At 56.0% G+C, this 14,938-nt stretch carries 11 protein-coding genes; 6 read left to right on the top strand and 5 right to left on the bottom strand.

What is annotated here, in order from left to right; all coding sequences use genetic code 11:
- Positions 1-38 precede the first annotated feature (38 nt).
- The 6 genes from MHI24_RS28420 to MHI24_RS28395 all read left to right on the top strand — a co-directional run bounded on the left by MHI24_RS28420 (position 39) and on the right by MHI24_RS28395 (position 9,655).
- Positions 39-1,709: an extracellular solute-binding protein gene (locus tag MHI24_RS28420; RefSeq protein ID WP_340022912.1), complete on the top strand. Its 1,671-nt coding sequence runs from the start codon at positions 39-41 to the stop codon at positions 1,707-1,709.
- 110 nt (positions 1,710-1,819) lie between these two features.
- Positions 1,820-3,658, top strand: a complete 1,839-nt coding sequence (locus MHI24_RS28415; RefSeq protein WP_340022910.1) for a histidine kinase — start codon at positions 1,820-1,822, stop codon at positions 3,656-3,658.
- Between the two features lies 1 nt (position 3,659).
- Positions 3,660-5,237: a response regulator gene (locus tag MHI24_RS28410; RefSeq protein WP_340022909.1), complete on the top strand. Its 1,578-nt coding sequence runs from the start codon at positions 3,660-3,662 to the stop codon at positions 5,235-5,237.
- Between the two features lie 139 nt (positions 5,238-5,376).
- Entirely contained in the window at positions 5,377-8,028 is a 2,652-nt protein-coding gene (locus MHI24_RS28405; protein ID WP_340022908.1) for a family 16 glycosylhydrolase, read from the top strand.
- A gap of 167 nt (positions 8,029-8,195) precedes the next feature.
- Positions 8,196-8,693, top strand: a complete 498-nt coding sequence (locus MHI24_RS28400; protein ID WP_340022906.1) for an RNA polymerase sigma factor — start codon at positions 8,196-8,198, stop codon at positions 8,691-8,693.
- On the top strand, positions 8,690-9,655 hold the full coding sequence (locus MHI24_RS28395) for a hypothetical protein (protein WP_340022905.1): 966 nt from the start codon (positions 8,690-8,692) through the stop codon (positions 9,653-9,655). The genes MHI24_RS28400 and MHI24_RS28395 overlap by 4 nt, the downstream gene beginning before the upstream one ends.
- A gap of 272 nt (positions 9,656-9,927) precedes the next feature.
- Here the strand turns inward: MHI24_RS28395 and MHI24_RS28390 are convergent, their stop codons facing one another.
- From MHI24_RS28390 to helD, 5 genes are all read right to left on the bottom strand, one after another.
- On the bottom strand, positions 9,928-10,476 hold the full coding sequence (locus MHI24_RS28390; RefSeq protein ID WP_340022903.1) for an AAA family ATPase: 549 nt from the start codon (positions 10,474-10,476) through the stop codon (positions 9,928-9,930).
- Positions 10,477-10,596: 120 nt separating this feature from the next.
- Positions 10,597-11,130 (bottom strand): hypothetical protein, encoded by a 534-nt coding sequence (locus MHI24_RS28385; RefSeq protein WP_340022902.1) that lies wholly within the window; start codon positions 11,128-11,130, stop codon positions 10,597-10,599.
- The gene (locus tag MHI24_RS28380; RefSeq protein ID WP_340022901.1) at positions 11,127-11,546 is read right to left on the bottom strand and encodes a MerR family transcriptional regulator; all 420 of its coding nucleotides are present in this window, start codon (positions 11,544-11,546) and stop codon (positions 11,127-11,129) included. The genes MHI24_RS28385 and MHI24_RS28380 overlap by 4 nt, the downstream gene beginning before the upstream one ends.
- Positions 11,547-11,625: 79 nt before the next feature.
- On the bottom strand, positions 11,626-12,375 hold the full coding sequence (locus MHI24_RS28375; protein WP_340022900.1) for a hypothetical protein: 750 nt from the start codon (positions 12,373-12,375) through the stop codon (positions 11,626-11,628).
- 10 nt (positions 12,376-12,385) lie between these two features.
- Positions 12,386-14,812, bottom strand: a complete 2,427-nt coding sequence (gene helD, locus MHI24_RS28370) for an RNA polymerase recycling motor HelD (protein WP_340022898.1) — start codon at positions 14,810-14,812, stop codon at positions 12,386-12,388.
- Positions 14,813-14,938 lie beyond the last annotated feature (126 nt).

Raw genomic sequence — 14,938 nt, 5'->3', positions numbered from 1 at the left:
CGGACTTATCCACACCTAAACCGAAAGGATGATTACGCGTGAAAAGTAAACCCGTACGCCCCTTACTTACCGCCATAATGGCCGTAACCCTGGCACTCAGCACAGCCGCCTGCAGCAGCAATTCCGCCACGAAGGAGAACACGCCGACGGCTGCGCCGCAGGCTGAAGCCACAGCAGCTCCGCAGACCGAAGCCAAGCTGAATGCAGATGAACCCGCCTGGAAGCTCGATACCAGTCCGGTGGATCTCACCTGGTTCGTTGGCGCGAACTGGTATGCCCATACCTGGGGCGAGAGTCTGGCCTCCAAATACGTTACGGAGAAGACGGGCGTCAATGTCAAGCTGGAGGTTCCCTCGGGGGAAGCGAACGAGCAGGTTACGCTGATGATGACCTCCGGCAAGCTGCCCGATCTGATCAGCATGGGCTCCTGGGAGACCGCCGTCAAAAAGCTGTGGGAAGGCGATCATGTCTATGCGCTCAACGAGCTCGCCGACAAGTATGATCCTTACTTCTTCAAGGTCGCCGGTGACGGCACACTGAAGTGGTACCGGCAGGAGAACGGCAATACCTACGGGGTGCCGAATGACTCCTACAGCCCCAACCTGATGCACGAGACCGGCATGACGGCAGCCAACCAGACCTTCCTGGTCCGCAAGGATCTGTACGAGGAGATGGGCAAGCCGGACCTCAGTACCCCGGAGGGCTTCCTGGGTGCGCTGCAACTGCTGAAGGATAAGTACCCGGAATATAAGGGCCAGCCGATCAGCCCCTTTTTCGCCCAGGGGAATGTGCCTTACGGGATGACGGAATACCTCCAGAATCTGCTGGCGGTTCCGCATGAGAAGGACGGCAAAGTATATGACCGTATTACCGATCCCGATTATGTCGCCTGGCTCAAAACCTTCCGCACCGCCTATGAGCGCGGCCTGATTAACGTTGATTTCCTGGTCGATTCCGACACCCAGGTGGAGGAGAAAACGAACAACGCCCGCTACTTCATGATGATCCGTGAATGGACCGGCATGACGGCGGTGAACCCGATGCTAGCTGCCGGGGCCAACCCGGACTCTTATTACATTGCGGTTGACGGGCCGCAGAACAGCAAGGGTGAAAGCGCCAAGCTGTTCCCCGGCAATATGGACGGCTGGATGGTGACCATGATCAGCAAATCCGCCGAGAACCCGGAGCGGGCGATCCGCTTCCTGACCTACCTCGCCAGCGAGGAGGGCCAGCGCGACCTGTTCCTCGGCAAGGAAGGCGAGACCTGGGATTCGGCGGGCGGCAAGCCGCAGCTGAAATCCGAATTCGTCGAGATGCTCGGCAGCAATATTGAGAAGCTGGAGAAGGAATACGGCATTCTGGACACCTACTGGATGATGCGCAATCCGGTTATCGTTAACCAGTGGAGACCGGAGAAAGCCCCGGTCATCAAGCAGATGGAGGACTTCGCAAATGCGCAGGCCGATATCGACAGCGGAATCTATAAAGGGCTGGACCCGCTCGGCGATTCCGATGTGGCGGTAGCCTGGTCGCGGATCTCCCAGAACTGGGAAGAGGTGCTGCCGGAGCTGATTACGGCTAAGGATGAGGCAGCTTTTGACAAAGTGTTCGAGAGCTTCCTGTCCCGCCGTGACGGCTACGGGTTCGCGCAGGTGATGGAATACCGCCAGAGCGAGCTGGATGCCCGCAAGGCCAAGATGGCGGAATAACCTTAAGTCCCTTATTTCTGTACCGGCTGCCCCAGAGGCGGCCGGTATTCCTGCTTGGAAGGAGCCGGTTTGTACGCTATGCTAGATTACAGGGACGGGAGGGGTTACCAATGAACAGGCTGATGACAACGATACGAAGACTATACCGCAATGCCCCTATCTCGCAGAAGCTGTTCCTGGCCTTCAGCCTGATGATCGCCGTCCCGGCCGTTGTGGTCTCCTTCCTGTTCATCCGCAGCCAGGAGAGCCAGCTGTTCAAGCAGGCCATGGCTGAGGGCAGCAACCATGTGGCCCGGCTGAACGAACGGCTGCGCAGCCGGCTCGACATTCTTGAGAACGCTTCCGCGACGGCACTGACCCAGAAGGGCTTCGTGGATTTCATCCACTCCAATATGCGTGCAGACGGTCTGAGGCTTGTGAAGTTCAAGCAGAACCAGTACGAGCAGATGCATAACATCATTCAGAGCCATGAGATGATCAGCAGTCTGAGCTTCTATGTCGATAACCCTGAGGTCTATGAGATCTGGCCGGAAATCTATCATTACTCCAAGTTCTGGCCGCAGGACTACTGGATGACGCTGCGGGATGAGGGCGGCGCGGCGTTCCGGCTGTCCGCCTTCAAGGATGGCGCGGATACGCTGTCCTATTACCGGCTGGTGCGGCTTCAGGGCCAGCAGCAGAAGCTGCCCACCATTATGGAGGTCCGGGCGAAGTACAATGTTCTGTTCAACGACCTGCTGGAGGACAGCGGGCGCGACTTCTTCACGGTGATCATGGACGGTGCGGATGCTTCCCGCAATGTCTATCTTCCGGGACATGAGCTGCCGCAGAAGGCCGGGGCGAGGCTGGACGACATCCTTAGCCGGATTCACGGACAATTGGACGTACTGGAGCAGAATACCCCGGTCAAAATCCAGTCCGGCGATCAGTCCTACTATGCGCTGTACCGTTACATCGCTCCCCTGAACGCTTATGTGGTAGACATCGCCTCCCGTCATGAGCTGACAAAAGGTCCGCGTGACGGCTACCTGCTGGTCATTGCGATCACCTCCTCCGTCCTGCTGCTCATGCTGCTGCTGGTATCGAGAATGACCCGGCGCATCTTCCGCCGGCTGGAGAAGGTGCTGGGGTCGATGCGCAAGGTGCGCCGCGGCCAGCTGGATGCGAAGATTGAGACCGGGCTTAGAGAGAACGAAACCGGTGACGAGATTGACTATGTGGCGGTCAGCTACAATAACATGCTGGACGAAATCCGGAGCTTAATGACACAGGTGGTGGATAAGCAGCTCATCGCGAAGAATGCCCAGCTCCACTCGCTGCACTCGCAGATCAACTCCCATTTTCTGTACAATGCACTGGAGTCGATCCGGATGCGTGCCGAGGTAGAGCAGCAGCCTGCCATTGCAGGCGCTCTGGTCTCGTTAGGCTCTCTGCTTCGGTACAGCATGCAGTGGCGCAGCGACACGGTGGCCCTCAGCGAGGAGCTGGCCAACATCCGCAGCTACATCCGCTTCATCAACTTCATGGAAGGCGGGAGCATTGAGCTCTCGGCAGATCTTCCGCCGGAGGTACAGCGCTACCGCATCCCCAAAATGTGTATGCAGCCCATCGTCGAGAACGCTATACATCATGGAACGCCTGCCGGGGGCAGTGTACATATTGAAATCTCGGTCCGGGTACAGGATGACAGCCTGCTGCTGATCGAGATCCGCGATGACGGAGCCGGAATTGACCCGCAGAGGCTCTCCGGTCTCCAGTCTGTGCTGCGGGGCGATTCCGAACCGCCGGTCATCACCGGCAGCAGCGGCCTGGGGCTGGCCAATGTCCATCAGCGCCTGCAGCTTCATTACGGCACCGATTGCGGCCTGTGGATAGACAGCGTTCACGGCAGATACACCTGTGTAACCCTGAGGCTGCCCTGGGAAAATGAGAATCTTGGAGGATGGTAGCATGATCAATATTCTGGTTGTGGACGATCAGAAGCATATCCGCGACGGGCTGCAGGCGATGCTCCGCCAATTCCCTCAGCAGCCCGGGACTATTTACAGCGCCGCTAACGGGCTTGAAGCCTTGGAGCTGCTCCGGGCACACAGCATCCAGCTCGTTATCACCGATATCCGTATGCCGGATATGGATGGCCTTGCGCTGATGGCGCAGAGCCGGCAGGAGGGCCTGATGGCGGATTACCTCATTATCAGCGGATACAGCGATTTCTCTTATGCCCAGAAGGCCATTGAGCTGGGGGCCAAAGGCTATCTGCTCAAGCCTGTAAAGCGTGAGGACCTGCAGGTCTCGGTGGAGCATGTCTGGCAGGAGATTGAGACGCGGATGTCGCTCTCCAGCAATATAGAGCAGCTCTCCCGGCGCGCCCGGGAGACGGAGCGTAAGGAGCTGCGGATGTATATGCAGGGCGCTGCCGGAGACGAGACGTGGATAGCCGCAACCGAGCAGCAGAACCCGGAGCTGTGGCGCAGCTACCGCCTCTGCCTGCTGCGCGAGGAGCTCTGGATTCACCAGCCTGGCGCGGGCAGCAGCCATAGCATCGAATCGGTCGCCTACCGTGTATTCGGCAGACAGGGCTGTCTCTGTCTTCAGCACCGTCCGTACCTGGTTCTGGCGGTAGATGGCGACATGGACCCGGAAGCCTTCCCCGCTGCGCTCCAAGCCGAACAAATTGAAGTGATCACGGCCATGACTGATCCGCAGCAGGGATTAAGCAGCCTGCCGGGCAGCTATGTGCAGGGGCTGGAGCTATACCGCCACAGCTTTCTTTTTCCGGATATACGCTGTATTCTGCCCCGGCATATCGGACGCCTGGAGCAGCAGTGGGAGCTTCCCCATGATGAGCTGTATGCCCTGTTCCAGTTAACCGGCACCGGGAACGGCAGCCGAATTGCCCAAGGGATCTCCGCCCTCTTCCATAAAGATGTGCTGCAGCGTTACCATATCCGGTATACCCGGCAGCTATGCCGCGCCGTCGTCCAGATGATGGAGGAATACGAGCGCGTCATCCGTCCTTATCTGGGCGAAGAAGCGCTCGATCTCGACAGTCTGCGCAATCTGTTCGATTACCCCGGCATCCGCGAATATCTGCAGGCTCTGCAGCAGCAGCTTCTGCGGCTCGACCAGTTCTACTATGAGTATAAATGCAGCTACCGCAACTCGCAGGATCTGAATGAGGCGATCCGCTTCATCCATGAGAATTACCACAAGCCGCTGGACCTGGCGATGGTGTCCAATCATGTGTCGCTGAACTATGCCTACTTCTCGAACCAGTTCAAGAAGAATATCGGGAAGGGCTTCGCTGAATACCTGCGTGATGTGCGCCTCGACAAAGCCCGCCGCCTGCTGGCCGAGACCGATCACAAGATTATCGACATCGCCGGCATGGTCGGCTACGAGAGCTACAAAAGCTTCACCCGCGCCTTCCGCGAGGCCATGGATATGCAGCCCACCGAATACCGCCTGCTGATCCGCCGGAAGCCTGCGGGCGAAGAGGATGTGCGGGACACTATGCTGCGCAAATAAGCGGCAGCAGAACCCAAAAAATTGGGTCACAACAAAAAGGATTGTCCCTTTTAGCAGGTGACAACATTCGATAGAATAAAGATGTTCTCTCACATGTAAGCGGTTACCTTCACTACCATTTAATTAAAGGAGGGCAAGTATGAAGCGACTTTATGTTACGCCAACGCCACCCGGTTTCAAGCAAAAGGTGCTCAGTCTGCTCCTGGTCCTGCTATTGTTGTCCGGTATCGGCCAGCTCCCTGCTTCAGGCATTCCGAAGGCAGAGGCCGCAGGTGTCACGGTTAGCTCAATGGCTTATTTCTCGGCGGCAGACGGGCCGGTAATCTCCAAATCAGGCGTCGGGCAGGCGAGCTACGGGTTTGTTATGCCGGTATTCAACGGAGGAGCTGCAGCCTGGAGCGATGTGTCGGATGATGTGGGCGTCAAAGTGAAAGTGAGTGGCAACTGGGTAGACATCGACAGCGTTAGCGGCTTTGTTTATAACCAGAACTGGGGACATTGGAGCGACGGCGGCCAGAACGGCTACTGGTTCACGCTCTCGGCTACAACCGAGATCCAGCTCTACTCCAAGGCGAACAGCGGGGTTATGCTGAATTATACGCTGGCTTTTCAGAACCTGAACAAGACAACCATCACCGCAATGACACCGACCCAAGGCCCGCAGATCACAGCAGGCTTTACGGGCGGTGCAGGCTTCACCTACCCTACCTTCAATAATGATCCGGCGCTCACCTATGAAGCTGTGGCAGATGATTTGAAGGTATATGTGAAGCCGGTGAACAGCAGTACCTGGATTGATATTGACAACAATGCAGCCAGCGGCTGGATCTACGACAGCAACTTCGGCCAGTTCACCGAAGGCGGCGGCGGGTACTGGTTCACCATCACGGAATCGATCAATGTGAAGCTGGAATCCAAGACCTCTTCCGCCAGTCTGATCTACACCCTTACCTTCAATCAGCCGGTCAGAAATTCCTACGTTCTCACTGCTTATGAAGGCACAGCTTTCACTGCGGATAACAACGGATCAATCGGGTTCCCTCTGCCTAAGATTGACGGGGGCGCACCGATCGGCAGTGAGCTGGGCAAATATGTGTATCAGATCAAAATCGGCGGCCAGTGGGTCGATCTGAGCAATTCCGCCCAGAGCGGCTTCGTCTATGCAGGCAACGGCTACAACAATATGTCCGCTGCCAACCAGTGGGGCTATTGGGCCGATTATGTCTACGGACTGTGGTTCCAGCCGATCCAGGAGAATATGGAGCTCCGCATCGGCTATCCGCTGAACGGCCAGCAGGGCGGAAATATCGGCAGCAATTATGTGTATTATACCTTCACCGGTAACCCGAATGCTCCGCGCCCCGATGAGAGCGACCAGGAGGACATTGAGCTGGGAACTCCATCAGACCCGGCCGTAGCGGGCATGAACCTGATCTGGCAGGATGAGTTCAGCGGAACAACGCTGGATACCAGCAAGTGGAATTACGAGCAGGGCTACTATATTTCTAATGACCCTAACAGCTGGGGCTGGGGGAATAACGAGCTGCAGCATTATACGAACAGTACGGAGAATGTTTTTGTGCAGAATGGCCAGCTGAACATCAGAGCCAAGAACGATCCGAAGTCCTTCCCGCAGGACCCGGACCGCTATGCACAATACTCCTCCGGCAAAATCAACACCAAAGACCATCTGTCCTTCCAATACGGCCGGGTGGACATCCGCGCCAAGCTGCCGACAGGCAACGGCATCTGGCCCGCGCTGTGGATGCTTCCGCAGGATGCGGCTTATGGAGCCTGGGCGGCATCCGGCGAGATTGACATCATGGAAGCCAAGGGACGGCTGCCCGGCACCACCAGCGGCGCGGTTCACTTCGGCGGACAATGGCCGGTGAATAAGTACATTGCCGGTGAGTATCATTTCCCGCAAGGGCAGACCTTCTCGAATGACTATCACGTCTATTCCATGGTCTGGGAAGAGGATAACGTGAAGTGGTATGTGGACGGCAAGTTCTTTTTCAAGGTTAACAGAGAGCAGTGGTATTCCGTAGCAGCACCTAATAATCCGAATGCTCCCTTCGACAAGCCCTTCTACCTCATTATGAACCTGGCAGTGGGCGGACACTTCGACGGCGGGCTCACCCCTGATCCATCCGACATTCCGGCAACGATGCTGGTCGATTATGTACGGGTGTATAAGGAAGGCAACGGCAGCGGCGGAAATCCGGGCAATCCGGGCAGCGTTCCGGTCAGTGGTGTTGCTGTTACTCCATCAGCCTCTGAGGTACAGGTTGGACAGAGCGTCCAGTTAACGGCTAACGTGTCGCCGTCCAATGCCTCCAACAAGCAGGTAACCTGGAGCGTGGCGAACAGCAGCACCGCCTCAGTTAGCCAGAGTGGTCTCGTCACCGGACTGGCCACAGGCACAACTACTGTTACAGCAACCACTGCAGATGGCAGCAAAACCTCCAGCAGCACCATCACTGTAGTCTCCCCGCCGCCGGCAACCGTCGTGATTGGCGATCAGGTCCGCGGCTTGAAGAAAACAGGCAATAACCTGCTTTTCTATGTGAACGGTGCTACCTTCGCGGATCTGCATTACAAGATCAATGGCGACGGCCAGCTGAATGTGGCCATGACCTCTGCGGGCAACGGCAATTATACCTACGCAGTAAATAATGTGCAGCAAGGCGATACCGTGGAATATTTCTTCACTTATAATCCGGGTCAAGGGGCGCTGGATACGCCCTGGCAGACCTATGTGCACGGGGTAACCCAGGGAACCCCCGATTAATCAAGCGGCCGGACCGGCAGCCGTTCATACAGCCTCTAACAGAGGGGGCAGGGAAGTCTCAGGACTTCTCTGCCCCCTCTTTTGGATGCAAGCGCAAGATTGCCGGAAACATAATGTGACCAAAAGCCGTCCTAAGGGGTGTTATAGGTAAAGGAGGGCATAACCTCATGCAGCAACCCATGACCCGGCCGGGCCATCATGTGATGAGAAGCTATGAAAAATACGCAGATATGCTGTACCGAATTGCCCTGGTTCATCTGGGCAGCCGCCAGGATGCTGAGGAGGCTACGCAGGATACCTTCATCAAGCTGATGGAGAAGGGGCCTGTATTCAAGGATGACGAACACCAGAAGGCCTGGCTGATCCGCGTGATCACCAACCATTGCAAGAATCTGCTGGGCAGAGGCTGGCGCAGGCGCGAGGTCAAGCTGGATGGCGCGGAGCCGGTGACGGCAGACGATAACCCTGAAGCTTTGGCTATTTTGCAGCTGGTGATGGCATTGCCGTTGAAGGTTAAGACTGTGATTCATCTGTATTATTACGAGGATTATCCTGTCCAGGAGATCAGCAGCATTCTGCAGATCAGCGAGTCGGCTGTGAAGATGAGACTTCAGCGGGGACGGCAGCTGTTAAGACTGGAGCTGGAAGGAGCGGATTCAGAGTGAAGGAAGAAGAGTTTCGCACACAATACAAGAAAGTGGTGGATACCATGAGTGCAAGTCATGAGATGAAGCAAGGATTAGCCGATAAAATGCAGCAGAAGCGCCGTCCGCGTAAAATAATCTATATCGTAGCAAGCGTACTGGTCGCCGCCGGGATCGGCCTGGCCGGCCCCAGTGTAATGAAGCAGTTGAACGGAACAGGTTCACCGAATCAAGTGGCCCAGGTTGATCCGGGCACACCGTCTGCGGGCAATGCCGCCGGAGTCGTCATTCCCAAGATTAAGCTGCCGGATAAGAAACCCGGCGTGCAGGCAGATATGATCGGGCTGGTCGTCTACCAGGGCAATGTCTATACGCAAGCAGCGACCCGGATCGAAGCAGCCGATGCCGCCGCCCTGCGCGGTGATAAGCTGGGCCGCACGACCAGCGGGATTGATGAATGGAGCGGCAAGGATGCCTATACCGAGCTGGCCTCGAACATCGGCGAGACAGATATTTATGCGGTCAAAGGATATGATTCCGGCTTCCTGATCATGTCCTACACTGAGATGGACGGCCAGGTGTTCGCGGAGCTGTACGAGCATACGAACGGAATTACCGTGAACAGCGGGGCCGATCTGATCGGCAAGCTGAACCTGGAAGGCCGTGTTGCCTCCGCCCAATGGGAGAGCTTCGACAGCTGGAACAACGGCAAGCAGCAATACCTGCCGCTGCCGGAAGGCGCAGCGCTGGACAGCTTCCTGAGCGCGCTGAACGCCGCCAAGCCGCTGGCCGCAGACACGCTCATGGCGCAGGGAATCTACGATAATGAAGACCGCAAAATACTCTATCTCCAGTTGAATGACAAGGCCCGGGTAGAGCTGACTCTGTTTGGCCGGGGACTTGTGCGCTACGGCAATGCGCCGGTATTCTTCGAGGTTGAACCCGGCGCATTCCAGGCGCTGTGGAGCAGTATGGAGCCTTAAGCGGGGCTTGGGGCAACGGGCGGTGAGAGGACTAACAGTCGACTAATTTTTACAGCAGTCATTCGCATGCTATAGGCGCTGGAACCAGAGTAACTGCATTTTGTACAATGGATTGCTGTAAAAAAGACTGCGAAATAGAATCTACTGTATTCCGTACAATGGAATGTTGAATAAAGGCCCGTTTTCACCCAAAACCCAACATTCTACTGTATGAAATACAGTAGATTCTCATTTTACGGTCAGTAAATCATTTTCTATTGCAGGAAATACAATCACCTACTTGTGACAATTCCCGCTCCCTGCTTCCATTTAGAACCGATATATTCCTTAATCTGCTCCGCCAGACGGGCCGGAGGTGTAGAGGTTGAGTCATACGTAGGCATTGGCGGGTCATAGTCCGTATCGGCATGCTCCAGCAGCCACTGCGCGAATTCCTCATGCTGCCTGAGCATCTCCTCTGTCCAGGTCGCTGCATCCTCCCGGCCCCGCAGGCGGGCATTTCGGGTGGCATCGTCACAATGCAGGTTAATAAAGTGCACTTCACTGAAGGCATCGTACACATCGCATTTCTTGGCGTCCCAGGGCATCATCGTCCCGCATATAATCGTCCCTCTTCCCGATAGCGCAACCGCACGCGCACAATGCAGCAGCACATTATACCGGTCCTGATACTCCAGCTTCCGGCCCGTTGTCCCGAAATTATCGTCATCCGTACTAAATACTACAAATTCAGGCATTTGCTTCCGAAGCTCATGCATCACCGTTGTCTTCCCTACGCCGCTGGCCCCGGTGATAATAAATAATGGCAATGAGGTACTCATTCGTTCACATCCCTCTCTTGTTTCAACATCTCCCTTTCCTTGCGGGATAGCTTCATCATACCCGGGAGTGCAGCTCCATCCTATACCGGGAACAAATTAAGTTATTTGTGCCATAGACGATTACATATCCATAACCCCGTCCACACGGTACTTCTTCTCCCACTCTGAAACCTGGCTGGCGTCCAGCCGGATCAGCTTCGCAGGCGGGTATTCGATGTATGACTCCGGTGTGAGCGTGTCTGCCCGCCGGTGCAGCTCTTTCACTCTGCGCACCACCTCCGGGTCAGTCACAAGCTCCTCTGCCTCCTCTTCAGACACGACCTTAAGCTGCATACCATGCTTCACGCTGGTAGCTGCACCGGCTTCGTCCGTGTAAGATAATTCAATGGTAACATTGTACATTCCGCAAGCGATAGGCTCACGGGTGTAAATTTCAATGAACAGATCGGCCGGAGCCTGCGGCTCAGGTAATGATATTATGCCGGAGCTGTCCTCCTCAACATCATTCAGATTACGCGAACGGTGAATGCCTGGCGGCAAATGAAGCTGCATACGGGCCTTCCGGGCATGAGGCAGCGGGGCAAGCTGAATCCAGAGAACATTGATCCCCTCTTCATTCTCCAGCAGCGATTTGGCATAACGGACCTGAATCATTTCTGCCCCTCCTCTTGAAGCAACCGGGTGACGGCCGCGATCATTTTCTCTTTCAGTGCCGGGGAAATCCTTGAACTCACCGACAACACCACATCCTCACTGACCACATGCGTCTCATTATGCAGGAGCTGATCCGGCTGGAACAGCCGCAGATTATCCCCGATCTTAATCACTTCCTCCAGCGGCAGCCCCGCTAACTTCTCCTGGGCTGAGGCCAGCGTCTCCCCGCTCTTGGACAAGACCAGAATTGCGCGCAGATAATGCAGATGGTTGTCGGTGTAGACCCTTTTGTTCCCGGCCAGCTCAAGCGGCGGCAGCACCCCGATCTGCGTGTAGTATCTGACGGTCCGCAGGTTCATCTGCGGATCTTCAAGCTGCAGGACCTCCGCCACTTGCTTCGCGGTGTAGGTATTCATAGGACTGACTCTCCTTCCTCACGATCTTATATTACAGTCAACTGTATTAGTTACAGTTTAGTGTAACTATAGAGGGATGTCAACCTCTGCCCGCCAAGGCCTGTATCTGCTTCCGCATCCCTTCCTTATGGCGGGCGAACTGAACAAGTCTGTGTCCGTTAGCACCGGAAGGATGAGGGAAGCCCCACAGACAGCGTTCCCCATCCAATAGTCCGTCCGCCGCCAGCCGCTGAAGCACCTGCTCTACTTTTCTGCCAAGAGGGATCAGCAGCGGCCGGTTCATCAGACTGAGTTCTGCTTGCAGCAGGCTTAGGGCCGTCTGGTCCAGAAAAGGATGAGCAGGCAAATCAGGATGACTCCCGTTATAATTCCTTCCCCCGCTAAACACAGGAAACCGCAGCAGCGACGTCGTATTCAGCCATTCCCGGCATTCCCCGAACAGGTCTGCGCATGTCCCGATGCCCAGGTAATGATGCAGTTCAAGCGCATCCAGCATAGCGATCAGATGGGCTCTCATCGTTCCCGCGAAGCCTGCCGCCTCCTTGGCCTGCCAGCACACCGTCTCATCGGTCAGCCCTGCCTGAAGCCCTTTGCGCGCAGCCTCCAGTGCGATGCTCATCTGCGTCCATCCGGGTGTAATTCCAATAATGACCACCTTCGCCGCCGGATTAACCACCTCGTTATGCGGTGCGTAGAACATCTCCTGCTCCCCGCTCCGGGCCATCAGCAGATTGCTGGACAGCACCTCCTCCCTGGACCGCAGGGCTTCCTGCGTGAGTCCCAGAATCGTCTCTCTATACTTGCTCAAGTGATTGGAAATTAACATCATAGCTAACCCCTCATTCCTCCACCCATTCACACAGCTCCCGGTCAATCCCCTCAACGAATGGCGTCCATTCCCCTGCCGTATACAATTGCAGCCGGTGCATAGCCCGTGTACACGCCGTATAAAAAAGCTTCCGCTCGCTCTCCCTCCGGTACGCCTGCGGGGATGCATCATAGATCAGCACAGCGTCGAATTCGACGCCTTTGGCCAGATAAGCGGGAATCACCTGTATTCCCTGGGCAAACGTTGGCGTATCCTTCGTAACCAGCCGCAACATTTCCGTCCCGCCCACAGCGCTTAAGCGCTCATAAGCCTCCCTGCTTCCGGCAGCCGTCTTCGTAATTACCGCAATGGAACCATAGCCCTCCGCCTGAAGCTCCGCCAGGTTTTTCACGATGCGTTCCGCCTTACGCTCATCGTCCGCAAGCTTAGCCAGGACCGGCTTCCGGCCTCTACGCTCAAAAGGCACAATCGCCTCGCCCCCGGGCAGCAGCCGCTTGGTGAACTCCACAATCTCATAGGTCGAGCGGTAGCTGCGGACCAGCAGGAACTGGCGGGTCTCTTCTTCCCCGTAAAGATGCAGCAGCGGCGAGCCGTCACCATACAGATTCGTCGCCTGCGTGAAGATGGCCTGCCCGAAGTCTCCCAGCACAGTCATGCGGGCGCGGGGGAACAGCTTTTTGAGGAACTCGTACTGGAACATGGAATAATCCTGGCCCTCATCTACGAAAATATGCCGCACCTGCGTATTCGTCCGGGTGCCTTCAATCAGCTCTTTGAGATACAGATACGGAGTCGCATCCTCATACAACAGTGCCTTGCCGTCGAGCTTCTCCCGGGTCTGTGCACAAATCTCCGGCCAATGCTCCGGCACTGCCGCCCCCCTTGTCATCTCCCTGTAAGCCGCTTCATCGCTGAACAATTGACGGTAGATCCCGGCCATATCGATAAAAGTGAACCGCTTAATCCCCCGTCTCAGTGGCTTGAACTGCTCCTTCACGATCATCTCACTGAGCAGCTGCTCCTCCCGTTCGGCATAATCGAAGTCCCCTTCATCCAGCTCCCGCTTGTGCACCAGCTGCTCCTGCAAGCGGAGGTATTTCTCAGCAAAGTCAAACACGCCCTTATCTCTGTGCAGCTTACCATGAGCTTCGGCGTATTGCTCATTATCGAGGTAGTTCATTTCTTCCTCAACCCATGCCGCCCCCTGCTCCTCCTTCTGGAGCCTCGCCAGCTCAGTGAGCAGCCATTTCTGCACCAGCTCTATACGGTTGGGCAGCCGAATGGACGGATCGTAGCTGTAGAGCTTGGCCCGGATCTGCTCCCCGGAGATTAACACCCGGTCCCGGAAGCAGATATCATTGAACAGCATCCCCTCCCCCTTCAGCCACTGGGCATACCCTTGAAGCGCGCGGAGGAATGCTCCCGATGCTTTGTATGCCATCGCCTCAAGGCGCGCTTGATAACCGTCATCCTGCCGGTCCGCCAGCACAACCTCCATCTGATCGAACGGATCTTCAACCTGGAATTGCTGCCCGAGCCACAGATCCAGATACTCCTGGAAGGTCGTCTGCTGCATGTTCTCTTCGCCCAGCTCAGGAAGCACAGTAGAGACATAGCTGTTGAACATCGGATTAGGCGAAAAAAGTACGATCTGGTCCGCCGTAAGCCGTCCCCGGTGTTTGTACAGCAGGTAGGCGACGCGCTGGAGCGCTGCCGAAGTTTTGCCGCTGCCTGCCGCTCCTTGTACGATAAGCATCCGGCTGCTATCGTTGCGGATAATGGCATTCTGCTCCGCCTGAATCGTAGCGACAATGCTGCGCATCTGTGAATCAGCACCTTTGCCGAGCACCTGCTGCAACAATTCATCGCCAATCGTCACGCTTGAATCGAACAGATGCTGAAGCTGGCCGCCGCGAATCTGGTACTGGCGTTTCAGCTCCATCGTTCCCTCAATCTGTCCTCCTCCCGGTGTCTCGAAGGCCGCCTGGCCCGGCGGATAATCGTAATATAGGCTTGCAATCGGAGTACGCCAGTCATAGATGAGGAAGCTCAGGCCGTCCGCCTCCGCGAAGGAGGAGACCCCGATATATACCTGTTCTACCGCCTGCTGCCCCTCCTCTAGGAAATCAATCCGCCCGAAGTAAGGGGACGGCAGCAGCCGCTGCATACTTTTCCATTGCCGGAGCTTGCGCGCATGACTGCGTTCCCGTTCAGATAGAACAGCTTCCTGCTGGGTGATGGTGAAGAAGCTCTCTTCGAAATCCTCCTGCGAGTTCGTATCGACTGTGACCTCTTCCCAGAATCCCCGGCGGAGGTCCCTGGCCTGTTCGTTCAACTGCCCGACCTCCGGCTCCAGCTTGGTGATCCCTGCCTTCAGCTTTTCCTTCACCTGCTCCAGCCGCTCCTGCTCCTGCTCCCAGATCTTTGTCTTCTCCATCCTCTGAACACTCCTTTTCGCTCATGAAATTGTTCCAAACTGGCGGGTTGACAAACCGGCTGTCCCTTTGCTATACTTAATATATAAATAAGATGTCATACTTCTGACCATTTATATAAAAATGGC

Source organism: Paenibacillus sp. FSL K6-1096 (assembly GCF_037977055.1).
In the GTDB taxonomy this organism is placed as follows: domain Bacteria; phylum Bacillota; class Bacilli; order Paenibacillales; family Paenibacillaceae; genus Paenibacillus_AQ.
This window is presented reverse-complemented; position numbering and strand designations above follow the sequence as displayed.

Bases quoted from the DNA above. Each gene is read 5' to 3' on its own strand.
- MHI24_RS28415 (WP_340022910.1), top strand. From the start codon at position 1,820: ATGAACAGGCTGATGACAACGATACGAAGACTATACCGCAATGCCCCT.
- MHI24_RS28410 (WP_340022909.1), top strand. From the start codon at position 3,660: ATGATCAATATTCTGGTTGTGGACGATCAGAAGCATATCCGCGACGGG.
- MHI24_RS28405 (WP_340022908.1), top strand. From the start codon at position 5,377: ATGAAGCGACTTTATGTTACGCCAACGCCACCCGGTTTCAAGCAAAAG.
- MHI24_RS28400 (WP_340022906.1), top strand. From the start codon at position 8,196: ATGCAGCAACCCATGACCCGGCCGGGCCATCATGTGATGAGAAGCTAT.
- MHI24_RS28390 (WP_340022903.1), bottom strand. From the start codon at position 10,476: ATGAGTACCTCATTGCCATTATTTATTATCACCGGGGCCAGCGGCGTA.
- MHI24_RS28385 (WP_340022902.1), bottom strand. From the start codon at position 11,130: ATGATTCAGGTCCGTTATGCCAAATCGCTGCTGGAGAATGAAGAGGGG.
- MHI24_RS28380 (WP_340022901.1), bottom strand. From the start codon at position 11,546: ATGAATACCTACACCGCGAAGCAAGTGGCGGAGGTCCTGCAGCTTGAA.
- MHI24_RS28375 (WP_340022900.1), bottom strand. From the start codon at position 12,375: ATGATGTTAATTTCCAATCACTTGAGCAAGTATAGAGAGACGATTCTG.
- helD (WP_340022898.1), bottom strand. From the start codon at position 14,812: ATGGAGAAGACAAAGATCTGGGAGCAGGAGCAGGAGCGGCTGGAGCAG.